Source organism: Rhodococcus yunnanensis NBRC 103083 (genome assembly GCF_001895005.1).
Classification (GTDB): domain Bacteria; phylum Actinomycetota; class Actinomycetes; order Mycobacteriales; family Mycobacteriaceae; genus Rhodococcoides; species Rhodococcoides yunnanense.
Map to the genome: position 1 here is coordinate 117876 of NZ_BCXH01000002.1, position 26446 is coordinate 144321.

Here is a 26446-nt window from a genome sequence, read left to right on the forward strand (position 1 = left end):
CCCGTGCCGGTAGATTCGTTTTCCATGGCAGTCGATCAGGCGAAGCACGGAACGGTTCTCTCTGCATTCCGGCGCTTCTTCGCATTCAGCGCGCTCACCACACTCCTCGGACTCGTCGCTCTCGTCGGTGCGGCCGGGCCTGCTGCGGCAGAACCACCCGCACGGTTGGCAGGCCAGATCACCGACAACATCCAGGCGCTCGACGAGGGTCAACTGAGCGACGTACAGGCTGCGATCGACGATCTGTACGACTCCGACAAGCTGCGTCTGTGGATCGTCTACGTCGCCGACTTCGACGGCGTCGACCCGTCGACCTGGGCAGATCGGACCGCGACAGCGAGCAGCTTCGGCGACCGAGACGTACTGCTCGCCGTGGCGACGGTCGACCGTTCCTACGGGATGTGGGTGGCTACGGGCCTGACTCAGATCACCGACGACGAGATCACCGAGATGCAGACCGACAACATCGAACCGGCACTGCGCGAGGAAGATTGGGCGGGCGCGGCAATCGCCGCCGCAGGATCGCTGAGCGAGGCCTACACGTCCTCGGGCGCCGGCGGCTCGGGTACCCCGTGGCTGATAGGAGCGGGCGTCCTCGTCGTTGCAGGCGGAGGAGCCGTCGTCTACTCGTCGCGGCGAAAGAAGGCACAGCAGCGAGCCGGAATCGACGCTGCGCACAGCATCGACCCGACCGACACCGTTGCGTTGTCCGCTCTACCCCTCGACATTCTCGATGCACGTGCGCACTCGATGCTCGTCGAGACCGACAACGCTGTCCGGGCAAGCGAAGAGGAACTGGCCATCGCGCGATCGGAGTTCGGCGACACCGCATCCGCGCCGTTCATCACCGCATTCGATGAGGCGAGGAAAGCGTTGGGCGCAGCATTCGAGGTCCGCCAACGCCTCGACGACGCCATCCCGGAGACTCCTGACGAGCGCCGCGCCATGTTGATCCGCATCGTCTCGTCCTGCGGCCGCGCCGATCACGAACTCGACTCGCGTGTCGCCGAATTCGAGGCGATGCGCGACTTGCTGATCAACGCAGGATCGAAGCTCGATTCGCTGACGCAAGCCGTCGTCGAACTGACCGTTCGAGTACCCGAGTCCGAGAAGACCCTGGCTCGGCTGCAGACCGAATTCGCGGCCCCCGCGCTCGCGTCGATATCGCACAACATCGTGATGGCCCGCGAGGACATCGAACTGGCCCAGCGCAACATCGAGGTAGGACGCGACGCGGCCGCCAAGCCTGCGGGTAAGCAGGGCGAGGTGGTCTCGGCCGTTCGGACTGCAGAGAAGGCCGTCGACCAGGCGCGATCCCTCCTGGACGGAGTCGACCACGCGCAGAACGACATTCGCAACGCCATCGCAACACTGCCGGCGGCGATCGAGGACGTCCGACGCGACATCACCAACGCGGCCGCACTGACTCAGCACGGCGGACCGGAACTGCAGAGCGCCCGCGCCGCAGCCGAACAAGCATTGCGCACCGCCGAGCAGTCCCAGTCGACGGACCCACTCGGAAGCTTCAACCAGCTGGTCGAGGCGGATCGACACCTCGACGACATGATCGACGACGCCACCGAAGCCAAGACCCAGGACGATCTACTCCGCTCTCGGCTGCAACGCGATCTCGGCGGTGCACAGTCCCAGATCACCGCAGCGAAGGACTACATCTCGACCAGGCGCGGTGGCGTCAGCGCAGCCCCGCGGACCCACCTCGCCGAAGCCGAGCGGCACTTCGCTGCAGCCCGGCAGCTCGAAGCATCCGATCCGGCCAAGGCCCTGCAGCACGCCCAGGCCGCAGCACAATTGGCTGCACGGGCATCGCAGACCGCACAGGCCGACGTCAGAGACTGGGAAGACAGCCGACGACCGCGCGGAGGTTCGGGCGGCGGCACGGCAGGCGCCGTCCTCGGCGGAATCCTCATCGACAGCGTCCTGCGCGGCAGCCGAGGCGGGGGCTTCGGCGGTGGTGGCTTCGGGGGTGGTGGTGGCTTCGGCGGCGGTGGTGGTGGCCGGTCGAGTGGTGGCCGTTTCTAGTCACGCGCCGGCCGGGGGCCCTCAGGGCTGACCGAATGTCGCCCTCACTCACTCAGAGTGACCGAATGTCGCCCTCACTCACTCAGAGTGACCGAATGTCGCCCTCGCACACTCCAAGTGACCGAATGTCGCCCTCGCACACTCCAAGTGACCGAATGTCGCCCTCGCACACTCCAAGTGACCGAATGTCGCCCTCGCTCACCCCGTGGTGACCAAATGTGACATTCGCTCACCATCAGAGGTGACCGAACAACCCGAATCAGGCGCCGAGCAGACGCTGCGCGAGATACCCCTCGACCTGGTCGAGTGCGACGCGCTCCTGAGCCATGCTGTCGCGCTCGCGGATGGTGACGGCGTGGTCGTCGAGGGTGTCGAAGTCGACGGTGATGCAGAAGGGGGTTCCGATTTCGTCCTGGCGACGGTAGCGACGACCGATGGCGCCGGCGTCGTCGAATTCGACGTTCCAGTACTGACGCAGCTGCTGGGCGAGATCTTTTGCTTTGGGCGTCAGATCAGCGTTACGCGAGAGCGGCAGCACGGCAACCTTGACCGGCGCGAGACGGCGATCGAGCTTGAGTACGACGCGCTTGTCGACGCCGCCCTTGGCGTTGGGTGCCTCGTCCTCGGTGTACGCGTCGACCAGGAAGGCCATCAGCGAACGAGTGAGACCTGCCGCGGGCTCGATGACGTACGGCGTGTACCTGGTGTCGGTGGCCTGCTCGTAGTAGCTGAGGTCCTGGCCCGACGCCTTGGAGTGCACCGACAGGTCGTAGTCGGTGCGGTTGGCGACGCCTTCCAGCTCGCCCCATTCACTGCCCTGGAAGCGGAAACGGTACTCGATGTCGACCGTTCGCTTGGAGTAGTGGGACAGCTTTTCCTTGGCGTGCTCGTAGAGCCGCAGATTCTCCGGGTCGATACCGAGGTCGGTGTACCACTTCATGCGGTAGTCGATCCAGTACTGGTGCCACTCGTCGTCCTCGCCGGGCTTGACGAAGAATTCCATCTCCATCTGCTCGAACTCACGGGTGCGGAAGATGAAGTTGCCGGGCGTGATCTCGTTGCGGAAGCTCTTGCCGATCTGGCCGATACCGAACGGCGGCTTCTTGCGTGAGGTGGTGAGCACGTTGGCGAAGTTGACGAAGATGCCCTGGGCGGTCTCGGGACGCAGGTAGTGCAGGCCCTCTTCGTTGTCGACCGGTCCGAGGAAGGTCTTGAGCAAACCGGAGAATTCGCGCGGCTCGGTCCACTGGCCCGGGTCGCCGGTTTCGGGATCTCGAATGTCGGCGAGGCCGTTCTCCGGCGGGTGTCCGTGCTTCTCCTCGTACGCTTCGAGCAGGTGATCGGCGCGGTAGCGCTTGTGCGTCAGCAGCGATTCGACGAGGGGATCGCTGAAGGTCTCGACGTGGCCCGACGCTTCCCACACCTGGCGCGGCAGAATCACCGAGGAATCGAGGCCTACGGTGTCCTCGCGGCTGGTGACCATGTTGCGCCACCACTGCTTCTTGATGTTGTCCTTGAGCTCGACGCCAAGTGGGCCGTAATCCCAGGCCGACTTGGTACCGCCGTAGATCTCGCCGCAGGGGTAGACGAGCCCTCGACGCTTGGCGAGGTTGGCGACGGTTTCGACTTTGGACTTGGGTGCCACTGGCGGAGCTCTCCATCTTGGGTGTCTGATGAGGGGTACAACTATTGGCTCGAAGCCTATCTGCCGCGGCACCCGCTGCCGAATGCTCCCCACCGACGTTTGACATGCACACTCGTGCATATCAAAATGGAAGTGATTTGCATTAACGCTCGCTGCACTAGTCTGGAGCGGACCCCGAGTCGCGATCGAAGGAGATTTCCGTTGGCAACGTTGGAAACAGACCCTTCGTCCATCGACGACGACGGCCAGGTGAAAGGCCCTCTCGGCGAGCACGCACTCGACCCGTTCGCGTCTGCGCCACCCGCGCCCGTTCCGCCGAAGGAAACGCTCGTCGCGGCAGGTGACATCCTCCGCGCTCTCGCCGCACCGGTTCGGATCGCGATCGTACTTCAGCTCCGCGAGTCCGAGCGGTGTGTGCACGAGCTCGTCGGTGCACTCGGCGTCACGCAGCCCCTCATCAGCCAGCACCTCCGCGTGCTCAAGGCCGCCGGGGTTGTTCGGGGTGAGCGCAACGGGCGCGAAGTTCTGTACCGTCTCGTCGACGACCACCTCGCCCACATCGTCGTCGATGCCGTCGCCCACGCAGAGGAAGGCTGAATCACGTGACCGAGAATCCGTCCACCGATACCGCCACACCCCGCAAGCCCGTCGCGGTCGGAGTCCGCGCAACCAAGCAGCGCAGTGCAATCTCCGATCTCCTCGACAACATCGAGGAGTTTCGTTCAGCGCAGGATCTGCACGACGAGTTACGCAAGCGCGGCGAGGGAATCGGCCTCACCACCGTCTATCGCACACTCCAGACCCTTGCCGACGCCGGCACCGTCGACGTATTGCGCACCGACACAGGTGAATCCGTATACCGGCGCTGCTCGTCGGGTCATCATCACCATCTCGTGTGCAGGCACTGCGGATATACGGTCGAGGTCGAGGGCCCGACCGTGGAGAAGTGGTCGCAGAACGTCGCCGAAACGAACGGGTTCAGCAACGTCAGCCACACGATCGAGATCTTCGGCACCTGCAGTGAGTGCCGCTCGCGCTGAGCGTCAGGGAAGCAATCCCTCGCGTGCCTTCTCGACTCCGGCCAGCACCAGGACGAGCATCGTCATCAACGGCTCGTCACCGAGGCCCGACGCCGGAAATGTGTAACGCAACAACACATCTGCCATCTTGCCGTGCATAGTGACGGAAATGGCTCCGAACTGGGATTCGGCGTTCCGGTCTGCGACCTTCTTGTGCAACGACGCTTTGACCGGCCGATCCCATGCGAGCACCGCGGTCAGGGACAGCACCTCGAGACCGGGAGCGAGCTCCACCGACCGCAGCGAACACAACGCTCCTGCGTAGTCGAACCCGAGCGAGCCCTCCTCCCCCACGTTGACCGTCGCGAACTGCGCCAGTGCGATCTCGGCCCGCGATTGCAGGGACAGTTGCTCACTCATATTTGACTCCACCGAATCTGCGGTCTCTGGAAGCGAATTCGACACATGCTGCCCACAGGTCCCGGCGGTCGAAATCCGGGAACAGCTTCTTCTGGAACACGAACTCCGCATAGGCCGACTGCCAGATCAAGAAGTTCGACGTGCGCTGCTCACCCGAGGGACGCAGGAACAGGTCGACGTCGGGCATATCGGGCTCGTCGAGATACTTCGCGATGGTGGCCTCGGTGATCTTCTCCGGATCGAGCGTGCCCGCCGCGACCTGACGCGCGATTTCCTTTGTCGCATCGGCAATTTCCGCGCGCCCACCGTAATTGACGCACATCGTCAGCGTCATGACGGTGTTCTTCTTGGTCAGTTCCTCCGCGACCTCGAGCTCCTTGATGACGCTGCGCCACAGCCGCGGGCGACGACCGGCCCATCGAACCCGGACGCCCATCTCGTTCATCTCGTCGCGGCGACGGCGGATCACGTCTCGGTTGAAGCCCATCAGGAACTTCACCTCGTCCGGGCTTCGCTTCCAATTCTCGGTCGAGAACGCATATGCCGAGAGCCATTTCACGCCGATGTCGATGCATCCTGACACGGTGTCCATCAGCACGGCTTCACCGCGTTCGTGCCCCGCCGTCCGCGGCAACCCGCGCTCCTGCGCCCACCGACCGTTGCCGTCCATCACCAGGGCCACGTGCCTCGGTATCAACTCCGGCTGCAGAATCGGCGGCTTCGCTCCCGACGGATGTGGATCCGGGGGGCGTACGGCGATGTCTCCGTCAGGCTGAATGCGCGGTTCGCGTCGTCGAATCACGGTCCTCATCCTGCCCGATCACCGATGACCCGACCGAATCAGGCTCGTGCTCGTGCGGACGTGATCGTTCGATCAGCGGCAGCGTCCGAAGCTGACGCTCGAGGTGCCACTGCAGATGCGCCGCGACGAGGCCGCTCGCCTGGTTTCGAACGATCGATGACGTCGTCTCGGTGTACGCCCACTCGCCGCGCTCCAATGCCACCATCAGATCGAGAACGCCGGTCATCGGTGTCGCGGAACCTGGCGGCCTGCAGTGCACACATACCGACCCACCGGCCGCGACGTGGAATGCACGGTGCGGCCCCGGTGCCGCACACCTCGCACATTCGATCAACGACGGCGCCCAACCGGCGAAACCCATCGCGCGGAGCAGGAAGGCGTCGAGAATCAACTCGGGAGGCCGTGCACGCTCGCTCAGCGCTCGGAGCGCACCGACGGTGAGCTGATGCAGGCGGCGCGCCGGCGCGTGCTCTTCGCCTGCGAGGCGCTCTGCGGTCTCGAGCACCGCGCAGGCCGTGGTGTAGCAGCCGTAGTCGGTGACGATGTCGCCGCCGAAGGCGTCGACCGTGTGGACCTGGGTGATGATGTCGAGATTGCGACCCGGATAGAGCATCACGTCGACGTGCGCGAACGGTTCGAGCCGGGCGCCGAACTTCGACTTGGTGCGCCGAACCCCCTTGGCGACGGCCCGGACGATCCCGTTCTCGCGGGTCAAGAGCGTGACGATGCGATCGGCTTCACCCAGCTTGTGCTGGCGCAGCACGACTGCGTTGTCCCGGTAGACCCTCACCCGACCAGTGTCCCACGCTCGCCGCCCACGAAACGAACATGTCGACGCGTGTCCTGCCGCCGCCCACACGGCAGGGCCGCGTCCTGCTCATCCTTTTCGGATGAGTGCTGCGAAGATCCGCGAACACTCCGTGCCGCGTCGGACGAGGATCTAGGCTCGAAGCGACGGATCAGGTGCCGCCGTTTTCGGGTTCTCACAGCGAGAAGCGGGGTCTCGCTCATGATCGAATTGCCGACGTCGATACAAGTTCATCGAGCGCGTTCGAGACCGCCGTCCGTGCTGACACGATCGACCACGGAACGTCGCCGTCTCCTCGACGTTCTCGACCGGCTGTACCTCGAGGGGAGCGAGCAGCGCACGGTTGCAATCACTGCTCCCGCAGGTTCGGGAAAAACAGTTCTGGCCACCGACTGGGTATGTCGCCGCGCCCCCGGGAGCGCCCCGACCGCATGGCTGACGATCATCGACGCCGACAACGACATCCGTGTGCTGCGCGCGGCCATCGCTACAGCGGTGGCGCGGGCGTGTGGTGAAGCCGTCGCCACTGCCGTGCAGCGCATTCCCGCAGCGGGTAGCAGGGAGTACCACAATGCGGCCGTCCGCATGTCCGAACTCCTCGACGCAGCGCCGCGCGGATTCTGCCTGATAGTCGACGACGCCCACCTTCTGCGCGACGCCGCTGCGCTGGAGGAATTCGCCGAGCTGCTTCGGTGGGCACCCGAGACGATGCGGGTGGTCGTCATCGGTCGATTCGACCCGCCGCTACTGCTGACGCGAAGCCGGATGACCGGGACCGTCGCCGACATCACCGCCGACGAGTTGGCGTTCACCCCAGGCGAGGCGCAGGAGCTGATGAAGCGCCACCATCTCGACCTCGACGCCTCTGTTCTGGCCTCGGTGATGGCGACGACGGAAGGCTGGGCAGGTGGCCTGCAACTGGCAGCGTTGACAGCCACCAGGAGCCCCGATCCTGTTGCGGTGCTGACCGGCTACGGAGTCGACAACCGCGCATTGTCCGACTATCTCGTCGACGAGTTCATCACGTCGTTGCGTCCCGAAACGAAGCGAATATTGATCGCCACAGCAGTTCCCGAGGTCGTCTCCGCCACCTTGGCGAATCGGCTCGCGGGCACATCTAAAGCGGTCGTCGTGCTCGAAGCACTGGTTCGAAGCAACTTTCTGATATCGCGGGAAGTCACGACCGACGGCGCCGTCTACCGCTACCACCCGTTGATGCGCGCCTACCTGCAGGCAGAGGCGTGCAGCCTGGAGCCGTCGGCGATCGGAGTCCTCGAGCGTCGCGCAGCGGAGTGGTACCTCGAACACGACCACCCGCTCGATGCGCTCTCGCACGCCATGAACACGGCCGACACGGACGCCGTGACCGATATCGTCGAGCGTTCCGCCACTCGGCTGCTCATCGGCGAACTCCCACCCACCGATGTGCTGGCACTGCTCGATCGTGCCACCGACGACATGGTCGCCGATCCGAGTGTCCGCTTGGTGACCGCGATGCTTCGACTCGAGGTCGGGGACGTGGCGCCCGCGGCAGCTGCGTTGTCGAATGTCGAGAATTCGGCACGCAACACCACGACAGGCACGGCGGCAGTTCTGCGCGCGATCCTTCGTGCTCGGCTCTCACTTCTCGACTCCCGATCGGGAGCGGACGAGGCGACCGCGGCGCTGACACGATTCGCCGATTTGGGTGAACATGCAAGCAACAGAGCCGATTTGAATGCTGCAGCGATATACCATCGCGGTCTGATCGAGTTGATGCTCGGGCGCCTCGACGAGGCCGATGGTCACCTGACCGACGCGTACGCCCACGCGCGCGCCTCGCATTCGCCCGCGCTGGAGGTGCACTGTCTCGGCGCGCAGGCCGAGTCGGCGGCATTGCGCGGACGTTTCGGAGCGCTGGCCGAACTCACCGATCACGCCGAGACTCTGGCAGCCGCAGGCGACCTCGCCGACATCGAACCGGTTCATCTCTGCCGAATGTACGCCGCATACGCAGCGCACCTTCGAACCGACGTCGACGGCACCGATATCGGCCCGAGCTGGGCCGCCCTCGCGACCTCGACTGCACCTGCAACCGTCGAGATGGCCCGTCTTGCACGTGGATTGACCGATGCGCACACCACCGCCGAGGAGAGGGCGGCGATCGTGCGCCCGCACCTGCCGACCGACCTCGATCCGCTGACACCGTCGATGACGGCGTTGCTCGCCGGTGACGTTCAGCACGCACTGATCTCGGCCAGGCACAGCTCGGATGCGGCCACCTATCTTGCACATGTTCGAGCACGACTCGGAGACAGTGCCGAATGTGCGCTGCTCGATGCGATGCTCGAGCGATCTCGCGGTCGCCGGATGTCTGCTGCCTCGGCACTGTCACTCGTCCTCGAACGAGAATTGCCTGCACGGCATCCCATGACGATGATCTGGTCGAGACTGGAAATGGCCGCGCTCAGTCTGTCCCGAGACGACGATTCGTCCGCCTACCAGCATCTGGCCTGCGCACTGGAACTGTGCGACGACGATCGAATTCTGTTTCCTTTCACAAGGTATCGCGCACAGGTGCGGCAGATTCTGGACCGAAATCTCGGCCGCTTCGGCCGAACGGAACACTGCGCCGAGGCCGTGCGACGCGTCGTGGAAGCCGGTTCCGACTCCCCCGCCGTCCATCTGAGCCCACGAGAGTTCGGACTGCTACAGGAACTGCCCACCTTTCGCACCGCCGACGCAATGGCTGCGGACCTGTTCATTTCCGTCAACACCGTCAAGACGCATCTTCGCGCGATCTATCGAAAGTTGGGTGTGGGCAACAGAAGAGATGCCATTGCTGCGGCCAGGCGCATCGGATTGCTGTGAGCGAGTGAGCCCTGCGAGCGAAGTCGACATCATCACTTTCGGGTGATCACGGCGGCCTCGATCAACCGACGAGGACCCCGGCAACGACGACGTCGACTCGAATCTCACTCGTGCCGGATGACATCGGCCGAGTCGTTCGCATTCTATGCTGGCCTCGAACACGAGTGACGCGAGATCATTGTAAACAGTTGTCTCACAGTGGAGATGATTACATGACAGGTACCACGGGCACACGACGCGACATCCTCCCGATTCCGGATCGACAGCACCTCGGGCTGGTCACTTACGACGCCAAGGATCCGGACACGTCGTTCCCTCCCATCGAACCGCTGCTACCACCGCCGGGCGCACCCAATGTGGTGATCATCCTGCTCGACGACGTCGGCTACGGTGCAAGCAGCGCATTCGGCGGACCCGTCGACACTCCTGTTGCGGAACGACTACAGCGAACAGGTTTGACATACAACCGATTTCACACCACTGCGTTGTGCGCGCCGACACGGGCAGCGCTACTGAGCGGCCGCAATCACCATTCGGTAGGCATGGGGCTGATCACCGAGACCGCGACGTCGGCGCCGGGTTCATGCGGGATACGCCCGAATACCAAGGCAGCACTGCCGATGACGTTGAAACTCAACGGCTATTCCACGGCGCAATTCGGCAAATGTCACGAGGTACCGCCGTGGCAAACTTCCCCGGTGGGGCCGTTCGACGCCTGGCCCTCGGGAGGAGGCGGATTCGAGCACTTCTACGGCTTCATCGGCGGCGAGAACAATCAGTACTATCCGGCGCTCTACGATGGAATCACCCCGGTCGAACCGGACAGATCGCCGGAAGAGGGCTACCACCTCACCGAGGATCTCGCCGATCACGCGATCGAGTGGGTACGAACCCAGAAGGCGCTTGCGTCGGACAAGCCCTTTTTTCTCTACTTCGCACCCGGTGCGACCCATGCGCCTCATCACGTGCCGCACGAATGGTCGGACAAGTACGCGGGCAGGTTCGCCGAGGGATGGGATGTGCAGCGCGAGTCCATCATCGAGCGTCAGAAGGAACGCGGCGTCGTACCACGTGATGCAGTGTTGACGCCGCGGCCGAGTGTGATTCCGGCGTGGAACGAGATGGACGAGGTGATCAGGCCGGTACTCGAACGGCAGATGGAGGTGTACGCAGGATTCCTCGAACACACCGATCATCACGTCGGCCGTCTGATCGATGCGATCGAGGATATCGGGGCACTCGACAACACGCTCGTCTACTACATCATCGGGGACAACGGCGCGTCCGCCGAGGGAACGGTCAACGGGGCGTTCAACGAGATGGCCAACTTCAACGGATTGGCCGCGATCGAGACGCCGGAGTTCATGGCCGACGTCAAGGACAAACTCGGCACACCGGACGCCTACAACCACTATTCCGTCGGGTGGGCGTGGGCGATGTGCACGCCGTTCCAATGGACCAAACAGGTTGCCTCGCACTGGGGTGGCACTCGCAACGGCGCAATCGTGCACTGGCCCCGCGGAATCACCGCCGCAGGCGAGACCCGGTCGCAGTTCACCCACGTCATCGACGTTGCGGCAACGGTACTCGAAGTGGCCGGACTACCCGAGCCGACCTTCGTCAACGGTGTGCAGCAATCACCGATCGAGGGCACCAGCATGGTGTACAGCTTCGACGACGCGGACGCCGACGAGCGCCACGACCTGCAGTACTTCGAGATGGCAGGCAACCGCGGCATCTACTTCCGAGGGTGGAGCGCCGTCACCCGGCACAGCACCCCGTGGCTACCGAACGAAGCCCTGCCCGCGCTGGACGAGGACGTGTGGGAACTCTACGACGGCGCCAGCGACTGGACCCAAGCCCACGATGTGTCGGCAGAGCTACCCGAGAAGCTCGCGAAACTGCAGCGGCTGTGGTTGATCGAGGCCGTCAAGTACAACGTACTGCCGATCGACGACCGACGATTCGAGCGGCTCAACGCCACCATCGCCGGACGGCCGCAGCTGATCTCCGGCAACACTCAGGTGTTGTTTCCCGGGATGAAGCGGCTCAGCGAGAACAGCGTGATCGATGTCAAGAACAGGTCGTTCTCCGTCACATCGGCGATCGAGACCCCGAGCGATCGTAGTACCGACGGCGTGATCGTGGCACAGGGTGGCCGATTCGGCGGATGGGCGCTCCACGTCAAAGCGAACCGGGCCGCATTCGTCTACAACCTTCTCGGGATGAAGGAGTTCGTCATCGAGGCCACCGAGGACGTCCCTGCCGGTCGCCACCAGATTCGCGCCGAATTCGACTACGACGGAGGCGGTCTCGCGAAGGGAGGCGATGTGACGCTGTACTACGACGGGCGCACAGTGGGCACAGGACGCGTCGAGCAGACACAGCCGCTGATCTTCTCGGCCGACGAGACGACGGACATCGGCGACGATTACGGCCTGCCGGTCAGCGTCGGCTACAGCAAGAACACCAAGTTCAACGGGCGCATCGACGTAGTCAGAATTCACGTCGGAGACGACGACCACTCGCACCTGATCGACCCCGCCGAAGTGTCGAGAGTGGCCTTCTCCCGTCAATGACGGGTGAGCATGAGGAGGGATCACGATGTCACCGACCGTTCTGGAAGTTCACCACGCCGTGCAACGACTGCACGGTGCGCGGCGCAAGCACCACCGAACATGTCGTGCACGTCGACGCGCCCAGGTGCACTCCCTCCTGGAACACACGTCGAGCTGACCCATGCGCTGCCGATCCACGATTTCGTCGATCGCGAGGAGGTGACACATGGATTCCTCCCATCGGCCCGTGCGGTACGAGTTCCTGATCAGTGGTGAGCTGAGCATTCGAGCGCTGTCGGCATTCCCCGAGTTGACCGTCGCGCCGAGCCAACACGCGTTCACGGCGCTGCGCGGACCCATCGACAACGACACACAGCTGCGCGGCATGCTGGCCCGCTTCGACACGATGGGACTGACGGTCGTCGAGATGCGCCGGTCCACCGACTGGGTGGACTGACTGGGCCGACACCAGTTCCCACGCACCCACCAACCCCGCAAACGCACGTGCATTTGCGTAGGTGGACGCACGACACCCAAGAAAAACCACCCACCACGCAAACGCACGTGCATTTGCGTAGGTGGACGCACGACACCCAAGAAAAACCCACCCACCACGCAAACGCACGTGCATTTGCGTAGGTAGACGGACGACACCCACGAAAAACCCACCCACCACGCAAACGCACGTGCATTTGCGTAGCTGGACGCACGACACCCAAGCACACCCCACCCACCACGCAAACGCACGTGCGTTTGCGGGATAGGGCGGACGGGCGGGCGCATCAGGCCGCCCGCGCACCCCTAGCGAAGCACCGGACCTCCCCCACGACGGACGCGACGCAGTCCCGGAGGACGTCTCCCCCCGTTGCTGCCACGCGGACTGCATGACCCATTCCGTTCGGGAGGACCGACGATGCCGCGTACGCACCGGATCGACCGTCGAAACGATGCACGAGGGCATCGAGCGCACCTGCCTCGTCGACAACATCTGTGCACAACAGGTAGACCGTCGCGAACGCCCGCAGCCCCGACCCGGGACACGGCATCGACGACGCGTACTGCACGTCGAACACGCCGGGATGCCCACCCGAGGCGACCGTCACGCGAGAGCGGAAACTCCCGAAGGATTCGGTCGTCACGTCCGGATGTACGACGACTGCATCGGTGAGGACGACCGCCGCGTCACCCCGCAGCTCCACGTGCGTGTGCTGTTCGACGCGTGCGAATGCCCGCAGTATCCGCGGCTCGGGCCGATAGACGAGGGTGCTCGACGCGTCCGCCTCCAGCTCGGTGCGTTCCACGGCGGGCTCGGCACCGGGGACACCGTTGACCTGCATCGCCCCTTGCCCGACGACGTCGACGCGACCACCGTCCCGAACGACGACACGCTGCCGTACGTGGTCACGCGGATGCAACGACGCCCCCGCGTTCTGCACGATCACCCGCCCCCATCCGGGGTCCGACGTATCGAGGTGGAACAAACGGCCGACCGTCTGCGGCCAGCGGTATCGCCTGCGGTCGAACACGGTTCGTCCACCGAGGGTCGTGAACGAGAGATCGAGCGCCCTGGTGTCGGTCACACGAACAGAATCTCGCGGTCGAGGATGTCGATCACCGCATCGATCCCGGTTCCGGTCCGGGCGTTGGTGCAGACGATCGGCCGCCCACCGCGTACGTCGTCGGCCTCTTTCAGCATCGTCTCCAGATCGGCTCCGACATAGGGAGCGAGATCGATCTTGTTGACCACCAACAGATCGCACCGTACGACGCCGGGCCCTCGTTTTCGGGGAATGTCGTCGCCGCCTGCCACGTCGATCACGAACATCCAGTAGTCGACGAGATCGCGGGAGAACGTCGACGCCAGGTTGTCTCCGCCGCTTTCGAGCAGAAGCACTTCGGTATCGGGGAACTCTGCCTCGAGCAAATCCGCCATCGCGATGTTGAGCGAGGGATCTTCGCGTATCACCGTGTGCGGGCAGCCCCCGGCTTCCACGGCTCGTACTCGGGCGGGATCGATCAGCCCCGATCGTCGCACACGTTCGGCGTCCTCCTCGGTGACCAGGTCGTTGGTGATGACCGAGACCGAGCGGCCCCTGTCTGCGAACGCTGCTATCAGTTGCTCGACGAGAGCGGTCTTACCGGAGCCGACCGGGCCTCCGATGCCGATTCGTGCTGCGCGTAGAGATGTCATCGAAGCATGTACCTCCGGGAGAAGGGAACGGTGGCAGCGGGTTCGCCGGTCAGCAGTGTGCCGTCGACACGCACGTCGAACGTGCGCGGATCGACCTCGATGTGCGGCAACGTCGAGTTGCGGATCATGTCGCTCTTGCGGAGACCACGAACCGAATCGATCGTCAGGACATTCTTCTTCAGCCCGAGCGACTCTGGCAGGCCTGCGTCGGTGGCGAGTGCCGACATGAACACGAATCCGAGCTGCTCGGGCGCCGAGCCCAGTGATCCCCAATTGGCACGTTGCACAACCGGTTCCGACCTCGAGATGCTCCCGGCAGCGTCACCGAGCGCAGCCCACGCGACGAAACCGTTCTTCATGACGAAGTTCGGTTTCACTCCGAAGAACGCAGGCGACCACAGCACGAGATCGGCGATCTTACCCACTTCGACGGACCCGATGTGTCTGCCCGCGCCGATCGAGATCGCGGGATTGACCGTCAATTTCGCAATGTAGCGTTTGACTCGTTCGTTGTCGGCCGACGCGGTGGTCTCCTCCGGAAGCCGCCCGACGCGCTGCTTCATCACATCGGCCAGTTGCCAGCAGTTGGCAATATTTTCGGCCACCCTGCCCATGCCTTGTGTGTCGCTGCCGAAGATCGAGATCGCTCCCATGTCGTGCAGAAAGTCCTCGGCGATCATCGTCTGCGGACGAATACGCGCCTCGGCGAACGCGACGTCCTCCGGTGCATCCCAGTTCATGTTGTGCGCTTCCATCGTCATCGGCACACCTTCGTCCAGCGCATAGGCGGTGAACGGATTCGTCGGGTTGGTCGACGCCGGAATGACATTGTCGAACCCGACACACCGAATCAGGTCGGGTGCGTGCCCTCCCCCAGCCCCTTCGACGTGGTACATGTGAATCGTTCGATCGCCGATCGCGGCCATCGTGGTTTCGGCGAATCCGAATTCGTTGATCGAATCGGTGTGAAGATGGACCGCAAAATCTGCCGCGTCGGCCGCGCGTAGGGTCGCGTCGATCACCGCGGGTGATGCACCGAAGTCCTCGTGAATCTTCACCGCACCCGCACCTGCGGCCACCGACTCGCGCACTGCCGCAGCATCGGAGGAGCCGCGACCGAACGCCACGAAATTCATCGCCGAACCCTCACCACCACGGAGGAACAACCCCAGGTTGCGTGTGCTCCCGGATCCGACCTCGAATGCGGGTCCCGGAGATCCTCCGATGAGCGTCGTCGTACCGGTGGACAACGCGTGCTCACTCTGCTGCGGTGAGATCAAATGCGCGTGCGTCTCGATCGCACCCGCCGTCACGATCAGGCCCTCGGACGGAATCGGAGTCGTCATGTGTCCGACGATCATTCCCGGTGTCACGCCCGGCATGACGTCAGGATTTCCCGCCTTGCCGATTCCGACGATCAACCCGTCGCGGATTCCGATGTCGGCCTTGATGATTCCCGCCACTGCATCGATGATCGTGGCATTGGTGAAGACATAGTCGAGCGCTCCGGTCGACGACGTCGAATTCGGGCGATAGCCCTCACCATCGCGCACATTCTTTCCTGCTCCGGCAAGAAGTTCGTATCCCGGTGTCGTGAGGTCCTTTTCGATCTCGACGAACAGTGTCGAATCGGCCAATCGAATTCGGTCTCCCGTCGTCGGACCGAACATTCGAACGTACGCAGCGCGGTCTATGCGCATCAACTTCCCTCGCTGTCGTCGAGTGGTCCGTCGACCAGGCCGCGAAATCCATGTACGACGCGATCTCCGGCGATCGGTACCAGATCGACCGTCACCGGCATGCCCGGTTCGAATCGGACGCCTGCTCCTGCGGCGACCGCAAGCTTGCGGCCCCACGCGGCTCGACGATCGAAGTCGAGAGCATCGTTCGCTTCGAAGAAATGAGTCTGGCTGCGGACCTGTACGTCTCGATCACCGGTGTTGATAACGCGCAACTCGATGGATTCGAGGTCTTCGAACAGTTCGATCGGGGTATCGGCCGTGACTATCTCTCCGGGGACCAGGGCGTCACCCGACCACGGAATCGGATCGACCACCGTCAGGAGTTTCGTTCCTTCGGCGAACGGCGCGTCGACCAGCAGAATCGAGACCATCTGCGGTACGCCCGTCATCACCTGATCGGCGGTCAGCAGATGGCACGCATGATCGATCACCGCGTCGAACGACGAGTCTTTTCGCGCGGCCAGCATGATCTCGTCGGTCAGGTAGGCAACCGCCTCGGGGTGACTGAGAAGTACCCCTTCGGCCAGGTTGCGCCGGGCGATCTGTGCGGCAGTGAACACCGTCAGCCGCTCCATCTCGGTCGGGGTGAGAAACACCGATGTCTCCTGTTCTTCGTGGGCGTCAACTTGCGAACAACCTGATGCCGTCGCCGCGGCGCTGCGCAGCGATGTCGGCGAATGCGGTGAACGACGACGGTTCGATGTCGGGGACGAGTTCGAGCGTCGATGCCAGCACGGGTCCTGTACCGTCCATGACGCGCTGGGATCCCAGGTGGCCGATCACACCGAGACGCAACGCAGCGCTGGCGATTCCGGACAGGACCTGCCACCCAGACATCGCGTCGACCGAGTCGAGGTCGAGACCTTGCCCTCGATAGCAGACGGCCTGTGCAACGGGAAGGTGCCCGGGGTTGCGCCCGCTCAGCACGTCGGCTCGATAAGCGACCGCGTCCGCGCTACCGAGCGAGGCGAACGTCGACAACAGCGCTGCTCCCGATCTCCGAGAGGCCTCCCGGAGAGTCGACATGATGTTCGACGCCTCCGCGAGACGATCCGCGTGGACTGGATCGGTCCACGCTGCGCGAAGCAGCACGCGGTCCATCGTGTGCCAACGATTGACGACCGCCTCGGCCGCGAACGCGAGAACGTCGTGTTCGCGAGTGACGAATCCGTCCCGTACGGCGCCTTCCAACCCGGACGAGAACGCAAATCCGCCCGACGGAAAAGCGCTGTCGCCGAACCGCAGAACTGCGATCAACTCGGAGCGATTCACTCATCGATCTGTTCGATCGCCCCGGTGTCCACGAGCTCGGCGATGCGTGCGCGATAGTCCGACTCGGGCCCCTCGAGCACGACCGTCATGGTCGATCCCGTCATCGCCGCCTTCCAATGCAGATGTCCTGCGAGGAATCCGAGCTGCATCGCCGAGGATGCATCGCTCGCGCGCAGCGTCAGCGTTCTCGCAGCCCCCGCCCTGACCACCACCGCACGTGACTCGTCGAGCACGAGTACCGCGCCGTCGACGAGCCTCTTGTCTCTGTCGAGGGCCACGGCGTAGTCGTGACCGGCATCCGACCTGACCCGCAATCGACTCCGTTCGAGATCCGCGGCATCGAGATGGACGTACTCGACGCTGCGGAGGTGCCGAAGCGCGTGGAGTTGCTCGGCAACGACGGCTTCGAGCTCGTGCCCCACGATCTCGTCGACGACCGTGATCGATGGGGTGGCCGTCATGCCGAAACCGAGGCTGCAGTCAGTGGTGCGATGCGGCCCACGACGTCGGATGCTTGTTCCAGCGCGTAGCCGACCTGCAGGATCTCGGCCTCGCAGAACGGCTTTCCGATGATCTGGACTCCGATCGGCAGGCCGGTCGACGAGAAGGCTGCAGGAACTTGCAGCGCAGGTAGACCGGTGACGTTGGCGGGAGCCGACATTCGCGAGTATGCACCGGTGGCGCTCTCGACGACTCCGTCGTCCCAGCGGAAGTACGGATCCTCCCGCAGCGCTGCGACGCCGGGGACCGTCGGCGCCAGCAGCACGTCGATGCCGGTGTACATCTCGCGCCACGCTTCCTGAACCCTGGTGCGCAACCGAACCGCGTTGATGTAGTCCGTAGCGAGTACCGCCTCACCCGCTTCGACCAGGGTGCGGACCTCCTCGGTGAACTTCTCCGGCGAGGTGCGGAGCGCATCCATGTGATAGGCGCTCGCTTCTGCGGTCAGAATTCCCCACTCGACCGGCAGAATGTACTCCGCGAGAGGAATTTCCACCTCGACGAGTTCCGCGCCGAGGCTTTCGAGCAGCTCGGCTGTCCGTCGAGCGACATCCAGGGTCTCCGGCTCGACGTGGTAGGTGTAGAAGTTGGTGGGGATACCGATCCGCTTCCCTTTCACGCCGCCGGCGATGCCGGTCACGAAGTCGGGTACCTCGCGGTTCACCGACGCCGGATCTCGGCGGTCGTAACCGGACATCGCCGCCATGACGAGTCCCGCGTCGAGGACGTCACGGGTCAGAGGTCCGACGTGATCGAGCGACCACGACAGCGACGCGACGCCTGCGCGCGACGCCCGCCCGAACGTCGGCTTCAGTCCGACGGTTCCGCACAGACCGGCCGGGATGCGAATCGATCCGCCGGTGTCGCTGCCGAGCGCAACGTGGACCACCCCGGCGCCGACGGCTGCTCCCGAACCACCCGAGGAACCTCCAGGAGTACGCGTGACGTCCCATGGATTTCCGGATGTGGGTGTGGTTGCACCGTAGGCCAATTCGTGTGTATGGGTCTTGCCGACCATGACCATGCCCGCGTCGTACAGTTTCGCCACCGACGCACTGTTCGCGGTCGGCACGTTGTCGGCGCGCTGGGCGGAACTCGATGTCGTCAGGATGCCCTCGGTGTCGTACAGGTCTTTGACTCCCAGCGGAATACCGTGCAGCACTCCTCGATAGTTGCCTGCTGCGATCTCCGTTTCGGCATGGGCTGCCTGGGCGAGTGCATGCTCGGCCGTCACGGTCACGAATGCCGTGATGGCGGGTTCGACTTCGGCGAGCCGATCGAGCGACGCCTGGGCCACCTCGACCGGCGAAACTTCCCTGCTTTCGATCTTCTGGGCGACCTCGGACAGCGAGAGTTCGTGGATTTCCATGTGCAGACCTTTCGAGACGTGAGTGTGGGTGCCTATTCCCAGGACGCGTTGAATGCCGCAGCCGGTACGGTCTCACCGATCCCGGTGATACTCGCCTTACGGATGAGTGCGAGAGTGGAACTGTAGGTGTCGAATTCGGATTCGAGACGCTCTGCACTCACGGTCAGACCCGCGTACTCGAACACCGTCGCGAGCTGCTGCTTGCTCGGCAAGAAATTCTGCGTCGGCTCAGTACTGTCGGTCACAATAGTTCTCCTGTCAGGGTGTATGCGGTATCGGGAACCGCTGTTGCGAAGTCCGTACGGGACTGAAAAGCCTGGCCGACGGCGAATGCCAGTGCTTCCTGGAACGGTGGGGTCATGATCTGCAGGCCCACCGGCAGGCCCGCGTCGTCGAACCCGGCGGGAACCGTCAGGGCTGGCATTCCGGTGACGTTGGCCGGGACCGTCAGAGCATTGAGACTGTTGAGTACTCCGATCTCATTGTCTCCCAATACTGTACGTGTAGAGTCGAGAAGCGGCGCAGTGCCTGCGATCGTGGGCGACAGAAGTACGTCGACCGTACCGAACATCGCGTTCATTCCCGCGGTGACGACCGATCGAGCGCGTTGCGCATCGACGTACGCAACGCCGGAGTGCAGGTTTCCCGCGCGGAGAGCATCGACGACGTCGGGTCCGAACAGATCCGGCCGCTCGGTAGCGCGTGACCGGTGGAACGATGCCGCTTCGACACTGGCGACGACATCGACGATGTCCGGGCAGAGCTCGACACCGGTGAACGCCACCGGGACGATGATCGCGCCTGCCCGCTCGAGTTCTCGCACGGCGTTCTCGAACGCTGCAGCGACGCCCGGTTCGAGCCGATCACAGAAGTACGTGTCGCTGATTCCGAGCCGCAACCCGTCGACGCCTCTGTCCAGCATGGCCCCGAAATCGGGAACCGCGACCGCAGCGCTGTACGGATCACTCGAGTCGTGACCTGCGAGCACGCCCAGCGTCCGCGCGGCGTCGGCCACCGTCGTCGTCAACGGTCCTGCGTGGTCGAGCGTCCAGCTCAACACTGTGACGCCGCGTTTGCTCACTCGGCCGTACGTCGCCTTGATGCCGGTGACCCCGCACAGCGCCGCCGGAATTCGAATCGATCCGCCGGTGTCGGTCCCCATCGCAATGGGCGCCAACCGTGCTGCGACGGCTGCTCCCGACCCTCCGCTGGAGCCGCCCGGAACCCGGTCGAGTTGCCATGGGTTCTTCGTCGGTGGGGTCGTGACGCCGTAGGCATACTCGTGCGTCGTCGTTTTGCCGATCAGGATCGCGCCTGCATCTCGCAATGCCGAGACCGTCGGTGCATCCTCTGTCGCCGGAACTTCGCTCGATGCGAGCGATCCCGATCGAGTCGGATGCCCCGCAGCGTCGTACAGGTCCTTGATCGCGAACGGGACACCGCGCAGCGGACCGCCGGGAACTCCCGATCGCACCGCCTCACGGTGCACGACGGCTTCGGCACGCGCCTCGTCCGCCGTGACGATCACGAACGATTCCAACGACGGATCCACGGCCGTGATGCGGTCGAGGTAGGCGTCGACGATCTCGACGGGGTCGTATTCCCCTGTTTCGACGCCGCGGTTGATCTCCGCCGCGGTCATGGCCGTCGGGTCGATCATTCCGAACCTCCTCTCGTGCCGAGAATCAGCGGTAGCGGATCGCTCGGTGTCAGCGCCGCGGCCAGACGGCTCGCCGCCCGCAGGGAGGCGAGCGCTGCCGCGTCGACGTCTCCGATGATCATGTCCGGAACTCCGCGTGCATGCAGTGCTGCTGCCGCCCAATCGAATTGGCTCATCGACTCGCCGCCGTTGCAGGCTCGAGCACCGCGTCGACGAGCGAGCGGGTGATCGCGGTTCTCGGTGCTGTCAGCAGATCGTCCACCGAACCCGACTCGACGAGCGAGCCGTGGTCGAGCACACCGGCGTTGTCGCACATGTGCTCGACGAGAGCGAGGTTGTGCGAGATGAGCAGCATCGTCAGCTCGCGTTCGGATTGAAGGTCCTTGAGCAGGTTCAGGATCTGCGCCTGCACGGACACATCCAGCGCCGCCGTCGGTTCGTCGAGCACCAGGAAGTCCGGGTTCGTGATCAGCGCGCGGGCGATCCCGAGCCGTTGCCGCTGACCGCCGGAGAACTCGTGGATGTAGCGGTCGTAATGCGAAGCCTCCATGCCCACCCGGCCGAGCATGTCGAGAACCAGATCGCGAATGCCGTCCTTCGGAGCCATCCCGAAACGCTGCAGCGCGAATCCGATCTGCGCGCCGACACTGCGTCGTGGGTTGAACGCAGAGCCCGAGTCCTGGAACACGATCTGCATTCGCTTCCGATAGCGACGCATGTCGAGTTCGTTCATCGCCGTGATGTCGTTGCCCTCGAACAGAACCGAGCCCGACGACGCCTTCTCGAGCGCCAGCACCATCCGACCGGTCGTCGTCTTGCCTGAGCCGGACTCTCCGATCAGCCCGAACGTCTCGCCCTTGTCGATATCGAAGCTGATCGAATCGACCGCAACGAAGTCGGCTGTCTTTCGCTTCTCACCTCGGACCTGGTAGATCTTGCGCAGATCGCGCACCGCCAACAGCGGAACAGCGAAGTCGTCGATTGTCATCTTTCACTCCCCCTGAACGGACACGAGTTGTTTGAATTCGAACAGCCGGCGACTGCGCCGAGGCACAGCACGCTCGGCGTCGCCGAGATGCAACTTCGGGACCGCGCTCATCAACCCCTGTGTGTACGGGTGCTTCGGACGCTCGAGCACCTCCGCCGTCGCACCTGCCTCCATCACCTCACCGTGCCGCATGACGGTCACCTCGGAGCAGACGTGCGCGACGACACCGAAATCGTGCGTGACGATCAGAATCGCCGTTCCCAGTTCGCGATTGATCTCCAGCAGTAGATCGAGAATCTGCTTCTGCACCGTTGCATCCAGCGCCGTGGTCGGCTCGTCGGCGAGAAGCAGTTCCGGTCGGCACGCCAACGCGATCGCGATGACGACGCGTTGACGCTGGCCACCGGAGAGCTCGTGCGGATACGCCTTCATCCGCCGAGCCGGATCGGGCAGTGCCACGAGTTCGAGCGATTCCAGTGCCTTCTTACGTGCGGTCTCCTTGTCCACCTTCTGGTGGAGGCGGATGACCTCGATCAGTTGCGCGCCGATCGTGAACGAGGGGTCGAGTGCACTCAACGCGTTCTGCGACACCAGACCGATGTGGCTGCCGCGAATTCCGCGCATCTCCTTTTCGGTCTTGTCCAGCAAATTCTCACCCCGGAACATGATCTTCCCGCCCTCGATCCGGGCACGCGAAGTCCCGAGCAGACCGAGCACGCTCAGGGACGTCACGCTCTTGCCCGAACCGGATTCACCTACCAGACCGCGGATCTCGCCTCGCCCGAGAGTGATGGACACATTCTTGACCGCATGAACCACGCCGCCGTCGGTGTGGAAATCGACGCGCAGATTCTGCACGTCCAGGAGAGGAGTTGTCATCGTGTCTGCTTTCTGGGGTCGAGGGCGTCACGGATACCGTCGCCGACGAGATTGAAGGCGAGTGCGACGAACAGAATGACGAGACCGGGAATGGTGGCGATGTGATAGATACCCTCGAGGAGCACGCTCGATCCGTCGGACGTCATGATTCCCCAATCGGGCGTGGGCGGAACGACGCCGACACCGAGGAAGCTCAATCCAGCCGCGACGACGATCATCAAGCCGCACAACGTGGTTGCGTAGACGATGAGCTGCGCGATCACATTGGGTGCGAGTTCGCGGAACATCAGGTGGCCGGCGTGCGCTCCGTAGGCACGGGCGGCTTCGATGTACTCCTTGCCTGCCTCCTGGACCGTCGCGGTGTACGCCACGCGGGCCATGTACGGAATCAACGTGACACCGATGGACAACATCACGTTGCCCAGGCCTGCCCCGAGTACGGCGGACAGCGCGATCGCCAGCAGCACCAGCGGGAAGGCGAACAACACGTCCAGCACACGCATCAGCAGTTCGCCTGCGCGACTGCGCTTGTAACCGGCGAACAGCCCGATCAGCAGCGACAGCGGAAACACGACGAGCACCGGGACCACGGCGACGAGCAACGAGTTCCGGCCACCGTAGAGCAGGCGGGACAGAATGTCGCGGCCTTGCCCGTCCAACCCGAGAATGTGACCGTCGGTGCCGATTCCCGCCAGGCGATTCACCGGATCACCGGCAATCGGACTGTACGAGGTCAGCAGCGGCGCGAAGATCGCAGCCGCCGTGACGAGTACGAGGAAGATCGCCGAAACGAGTGCGACCTTGTCGCGGCAGAAGGTGCGCAGCCCGAGTTTCCACTGCGAGACGGAGGTTTTCGGGGCCGCACTCCCCTGTGTTGCCGCCGCGGGCATGCGGACGTCGATATCGACTGCTGCGTTCATGCGTTCACCGTCTTTCGGGTACGCGGATCGAGGAGACCGACAGCGATGTCGGCGATGAGGTTGACGACCACGAAGGCCAACGCGATGAACAGCACACCGGCCTGCACGACCGGAATATCACGCTGAGTGATCGAGGTGTAGAGCTGCTGCCCGAGGCCCGGCCATCCGAACACGACCTCGACGAACACCACACCGCCGAGCAGATATCCGACCTGCAAGCCGATGACTCCGACGATCGGTGGCAACGCGTTGCGAAGGCCGTGCCGCCACAGCACCGACTGCTCCGACAATCCCGACGCTCGCAGCGTCCGAATGTAGTCCTGCTGCAACACATCGACCATCACGCTGCGAGTCATGCGAGCGATCACCGCCAACGGCACCAGCGCCGCGGCGACGGCGGGGAGAACGAGGTGCGTCAGAACGTCGCCGAGCCCACCTGGATGGCGACTGTTGTACATTCCCGACGTCGGGAACACACCGAGTTTGATGGAGAAGAAACCGATCAGCACGAGACCGAACCAGTAGACCGGAACGCTCGCACCGGCAAGAGCTGCGAACATCGCAATCCGATCGAACAGGCCGTTCTGCTTGCGTGCGGCCGCGATTCCGAGCGGAACGCCGATGACGACACACAGCACCAGCGCGGCGACGGTCAGGATGATCGTGTTCCAGAACCTCGGCATCATGATCTCGGTGACCGGCTTGTTCACCGTCAGCGAGCGGCCGAGATCACCCTGCAACAACCCTCCCATGTAGTCGAGGTACTGAATGGGAAGCGATCGGTCGAGCCCGAGCTCACTGCGCACCGCTGCAACGGATTCCTGAGTGGCACCCGAACCCAGGATCGTCAGTGCCGGGTCACCCGGAACGAGCTGCAGCAGCAGAAAGACGATGAGACTGACACCGAGCAGAACCGCGACGGTGGAGAGCACACGTGAACGAACTGTGCCTGTCATTGTTCGAGCCTCACTTCTTTCAGGTCGTACCACTCCTCGCTCGCGGAGACGAAACCGGAGACGTAGGGGGCCAGTACGTACGGGGCTTTGTCGTTGACGACGGGAGCGAGCGCGGCGTCCGCGGTGACGATGTCGTTCGCCTGACGCCAGTAGTCGTTGGCGACGTCCTCGTCGGTCGACTGAATCGCTTTGTCCATCACCGAATCCAGCTCGGGACTCGAGTAGTAGCCGACATTGACGCCGTTCGGCGCCTGCAACTTCGACGACGTGACGATGTAGAGCCAGTACGGGGTAGTCATGCCCCAGGACATCTGAGCCATGCCGACACCGGGTTGCATACCCTGCGCCCACGTTCCGAGATACGAAATCCATTCCTGTGTCTGGATATTCATCGTGATGCCTATCTCCGCGAGATTCTGCTGCAGATACTCGGCCATCTGCGTCGGAATGATCTGGCCCGAACCGTCGACCGAGGTGATCAGTGTGGTCTCGAAACCGTCCTGCAGACCGACGGACGCCAGAAGCTCCTTCGCCTTCTCGACGTCACGGGTGTACGCATCCGTGCGCTCGACATAAGCGCCATTGGCTGGAGCCTGCACGCCGTACGCCGGGTTGACCGTTCCGCGAAGAAGATCGGTGGCCATTCCCTCACGATTGATCGCAAGATTGATTGCCTGGCGCACTTCCTTGATCGCCATGTTCGGATCCTGCATGTTGAACGAGAGGTACCACACGTGCGGCGGGGTTCCCTCGGACAACTGATAACCCTCGTCAACGAGGTTGTCCACGCTGTCCGGGCTCGGTACCGCGATCATGTCCACGTCGCCACTACGCAGGGCGGCGACGCGGGCCGACGCGTCGGGAAGGGGCCGGAAGACCACGCCCTGAATCGACGGTTCCGTACCCCAGTAATTGTCGTTGCGCGTCAAGCTGATTCGCTCGCCGCGAATGCGCTCGTCGAACACGAAAGGCCCGGTACCCACCGGATGGTCCCCGATACTCTCGCCGTACTGCTCGATGGCTGTCGGGCTCATGATCGCCGTCGAACCGTTGCCGCCCTGAGCGAGCATGCGCAGGAACGGCGAGAACGGGGTCTCCTGCTTCACGACGAGGGTGTACTGGTCGACGGTCTCGATCGATTCCGTGTTCTGCCAGATGAAGTTCGTCTGGCCCGCCGCTTTCGCCGAGTACTGCGGTGCGTCCTTGTCCCACATACGGCGGAAGTTGTACTCCACCGCGGCCGCATCGAGCGGAGTCCCGTCGTGGAACTTCACACCCTGCCGGATGTGGAAGGTGTAGGTCAGGCCGTCGGGTGAGATCTCCCAGGATTCGGCGAGTCCGGGTTCGAGAGCGGGAACAGGGGCTTCGCTCGATGGCGTCCGAAGATCCTCGGTCACCAACGGTTCGAAGATCTGCTGGTTGATTCGCCAGCTGACCCACCCGCCTGCGACCTGCGGGTCGAGCACGTCTGCCTCGGACTCGATCGCGATGACGAACGTGTTGTCGGTGACGACGGCGCCTGCGGTGCTGCACGCGGTCAGCGACGATATCGCCAACACTGCCGCTGCGGCGAAGCCGGCGAGCCTCCGACCGCGCGTCACGCGCGGCCCCTTCGAGAAGCGATGATCATGTCAGTGTGGTCCTTCGGTCTACTTCAGTGATGGAGACCTGAGGTCTCCGTTAGCCGCGGGTGCACCGTCGAACCGAGCGGGATACTGAAAACCGTAGAGAAGGGAATCACTCAGGAGAATACGTCGAAATACGTATCTGGAATGTCCTGGATCACACGGCATCTCGAATACGTGCCCAGGTGAGAGCGCATGTTT

25 protein-coding genes are annotated in these 26446 nt (G+C 63.7%); 6 read left to right on the top strand and 19 right to left on the bottom strand.

Annotated features, from left to right (window positions below; all coding sequences use genetic code 11):
- Window positions 1–24: 24 nt before the first annotated feature.
- The gene (locus RY1_RS04885; RefSeq protein ID WP_072802422.1) at window positions 25–2040 is read left to right on the top strand and encodes a TPM domain-containing protein; all 2016 of its coding nucleotides are present in this window, start codon (window positions 25–27) and stop codon (window positions 2038–2040) included.
- Window positions 2041–2299: 259 nt separating this feature from the next.
- On the opposite strand, the gene RY1_RS04890 is transcribed toward RY1_RS04885, so the two are convergent.
- Window positions 2300–3685, bottom strand: coding sequence for a glycine--tRNA ligase (locus RY1_RS04890; RefSeq protein WP_072802423.1), 1386 nt, complete (start codon window positions 3683–3685; stop codon window positions 2300–2302).
- A gap of 249 nt (window positions 3686–3934) precedes the next feature.
- Between RY1_RS04890 and RY1_RS04895 the strand changes: the two genes are divergently transcribed.
- Together RY1_RS04895 and RY1_RS04900 are read left to right on the top strand one after the other, a co-directional pair.
- A complete protein-coding gene (locus RY1_RS04895) occupies window positions 3935–4282 on the top strand; it encodes an ArsR/SmtB family transcription factor (protein ID WP_084727209.1) in 348 nt (115 codons plus the stop codon).
- Between the two features lie 5 nt (window positions 4283–4287).
- Window positions 4288–4725 carry a Fur family transcriptional regulator gene (locus RY1_RS04900; protein WP_072802424.1) on the top strand — a complete coding sequence of 146 codons (438 nt, stop codon included), beginning with the start codon at window positions 4288–4290 and terminating at the stop codon, window positions 4723–4725.
- A 3-nt stretch (window positions 4726–4728) separates the two neighbouring features.
- Here the strand turns inward: RY1_RS04900 and RY1_RS04905 are convergent, their stop codons facing one another.
- The 3 genes from RY1_RS04905 to recO are packed head-to-tail and all read right to left on the bottom strand — an operon-like array spanning window position 4729 to window position 6716.
- A complete protein-coding gene (locus tag RY1_RS04905) occupies window positions 4729–5124 on the bottom strand; it encodes a hypothetical protein (RefSeq protein ID WP_072802425.1) in 396 nt (131 codons plus the stop codon).
- On the bottom strand, window positions 5117–5926 hold the full coding sequence (locus tag RY1_RS04910; protein WP_245819492.1) for an isoprenyl transferase: 810 nt from the start codon (window positions 5924–5926) through the stop codon (window positions 5117–5119). Before RY1_RS04910 ends, RY1_RS04905 begins: the two co-directional genes overlap by 8 nt.
- Window positions 5892–6716, bottom strand: a complete 825-nt coding sequence (recO, locus tag RY1_RS04915; protein WP_072802427.1) for a DNA repair protein RecO — start codon at window positions 6714–6716, stop codon at window positions 5892–5894. Before recO ends, RY1_RS04910 begins: the two co-directional genes overlap by 35 nt.
- A gap of 276 nt (window positions 6717–6992) precedes the next feature.
- On the opposite strand from recO, the gene RY1_RS30820 reads away from it, so the two are divergent.
- The 3 genes from RY1_RS30820 (at window position 6993) to RY1_RS04930 (ending at window position 12599) form a co-directional block, all read left to right on the top strand.
- Window positions 6993–9584, top strand: a complete 2592-nt coding sequence (locus RY1_RS30820) for a helix-turn-helix transcriptional regulator (protein WP_169914571.1) — start codon at window positions 6993–6995, stop codon at window positions 9582–9584.
- Window positions 9585–9796: 212 nt separating this feature from the next.
- Window positions 9797–12163: an arylsulfatase gene (locus tag RY1_RS04925; RefSeq protein WP_072802429.1), complete on the top strand. Its 2367-nt coding sequence runs from the start codon at window positions 9797–9799 to the stop codon at window positions 12161–12163.
- 205 nt (window positions 12164–12368) lie between these two features.
- Entirely contained in the window at window positions 12369–12599 is a 231-nt protein-coding gene (locus tag RY1_RS04930; protein WP_072802430.1) for a DUF8691 family protein, read from the top strand.
- Between the two features lie 325 nt (window positions 12600–12924).
- Here RY1_RS04930 and RY1_RS04935 read toward each other — a convergent pair whose 3' ends face one another.
- From RY1_RS04935 to RY1_RS05005, 15 genes are read right to left on the bottom strand one after another with little or no spacing between them, the layout of a single operon-like run.
- Window positions 12925–13722, bottom strand: a complete 798-nt coding sequence (locus RY1_RS04935; RefSeq protein WP_072802431.1) for an urease accessory protein UreD — start codon at window positions 13720–13722, stop codon at window positions 12925–12927.
- A complete protein-coding gene (gene ureG / locus RY1_RS04940) occupies window positions 13719–14333 on the bottom strand; it encodes an urease accessory protein UreG (protein WP_072802432.1) in 615 nt (204 codons plus the stop codon). The genes RY1_RS04935 and ureG overlap by 4 nt, the downstream gene beginning before the upstream one ends.
- Window positions 14330–16033, bottom strand: a complete 1704-nt coding sequence (gene ureC, locus RY1_RS04945; protein WP_072802433.1) for an urease subunit alpha — start codon at window positions 16031–16033, stop codon at window positions 14330–14332. Before ureC ends, ureG begins: the two co-directional genes overlap by 4 nt.
- The gene (ureB, locus tag RY1_RS04950; protein WP_072802434.1) at window positions 16033–16671 is read right to left on the bottom strand and encodes an urease subunit beta; all 639 of its coding nucleotides are present in this window, start codon (window positions 16669–16671) and stop codon (window positions 16033–16035) included. Before ureB ends, ureC begins: the two co-directional genes overlap by 1 nt.
- 25 nt (window positions 16672–16696) lie before the next feature.
- The gene (locus RY1_RS04955) at window positions 16697–17347 is read right to left on the bottom strand and encodes an urease accessory protein UreF (protein WP_072802435.1); all 651 of its coding nucleotides are present in this window, start codon (window positions 17345–17347) and stop codon (window positions 16697–16699) included.
- Complete coding sequence (locus RY1_RS04960) at window positions 17344–17808, bottom strand: urease accessory protein UreE (protein WP_072802436.1); 465 nt, start codon at window positions 17806–17808, stop codon at window positions 17344–17346. Before RY1_RS04960 ends, RY1_RS04955 begins: the two co-directional genes overlap by 4 nt.
- Window positions 17805–19217 (bottom strand): Asp-tRNA(Asn)/Glu-tRNA(Gln) amidotransferase GatCAB subunit A, encoded by a 1413-nt coding sequence (locus RY1_RS04965; protein WP_072802437.1) that lies wholly within the window; start codon window positions 19215–19217, stop codon window positions 17805–17807. The genes RY1_RS04960 and RY1_RS04965 overlap by 4 nt, the downstream gene beginning before the upstream one ends.
- A 32-nt stretch (window positions 19218–19249) precedes the next feature.
- Complete coding sequence (locus RY1_RS04970) at window positions 19250–19462, bottom strand: hypothetical protein (protein WP_072802438.1); 213 nt, start codon at window positions 19460–19462, stop codon at window positions 19250–19252.
- Entirely contained in the window at window positions 19459–20877 is a 1419-nt protein-coding gene (locus RY1_RS04975; RefSeq protein ID WP_072802439.1) for an amidase, read from the bottom strand. The genes RY1_RS04970 and RY1_RS04975 overlap by 4 nt, the downstream gene beginning before the upstream one ends.
- The gene (locus RY1_RS04980) at window positions 20874–21053 is read right to left on the bottom strand and encodes a hypothetical protein (RefSeq protein WP_072802440.1); all 180 of its coding nucleotides are present in this window, start codon (window positions 21051–21053) and stop codon (window positions 20874–20876) included. The genes RY1_RS04975 and RY1_RS04980 overlap by 4 nt, the downstream gene beginning before the upstream one ends.
- Window positions 21050–21865: an ATP-binding cassette domain-containing protein gene (locus RY1_RS04985; RefSeq protein ID WP_072802441.1), complete on the bottom strand. Its 816-nt coding sequence runs from the start codon at window positions 21863–21865 to the stop codon at window positions 21050–21052. The genes RY1_RS04980 and RY1_RS04985 overlap by 4 nt, the downstream gene beginning before the upstream one ends.
- 3 nt (window positions 21866–21868) lie before the next feature.
- Window positions 21869–22744: an ABC transporter ATP-binding protein gene (locus RY1_RS04990; protein ID WP_072802442.1), complete on the bottom strand. Its 876-nt coding sequence runs from the start codon at window positions 22742–22744 to the stop codon at window positions 21869–21871.
- Window positions 22741–23664 carry an ABC transporter permease gene (locus RY1_RS04995; RefSeq protein ID WP_084727184.1) on the bottom strand — a complete coding sequence of 308 codons (924 nt, stop codon included), beginning with the start codon at window positions 23662–23664 and terminating at the stop codon, window positions 22741–22743. Before RY1_RS04995 ends, RY1_RS04990 begins: the two co-directional genes overlap by 4 nt.
- Entirely contained in the window at window positions 23661–24620 is a 960-nt protein-coding gene (locus RY1_RS05000; RefSeq protein ID WP_072802443.1) for an ABC transporter permease, read from the bottom strand. Before RY1_RS05000 ends, RY1_RS04995 begins: the two co-directional genes overlap by 4 nt.
- Window positions 24617–26221: an ABC transporter substrate-binding protein gene (locus tag RY1_RS05005; protein WP_072802444.1), complete on the bottom strand. Its 1605-nt coding sequence runs from the start codon at window positions 26219–26221 to the stop codon at window positions 24617–24619. The genes RY1_RS05000 and RY1_RS05005 overlap by 4 nt, the downstream gene beginning before the upstream one ends.
- Window positions 26222–26446 lie beyond the last annotated feature (225 nt).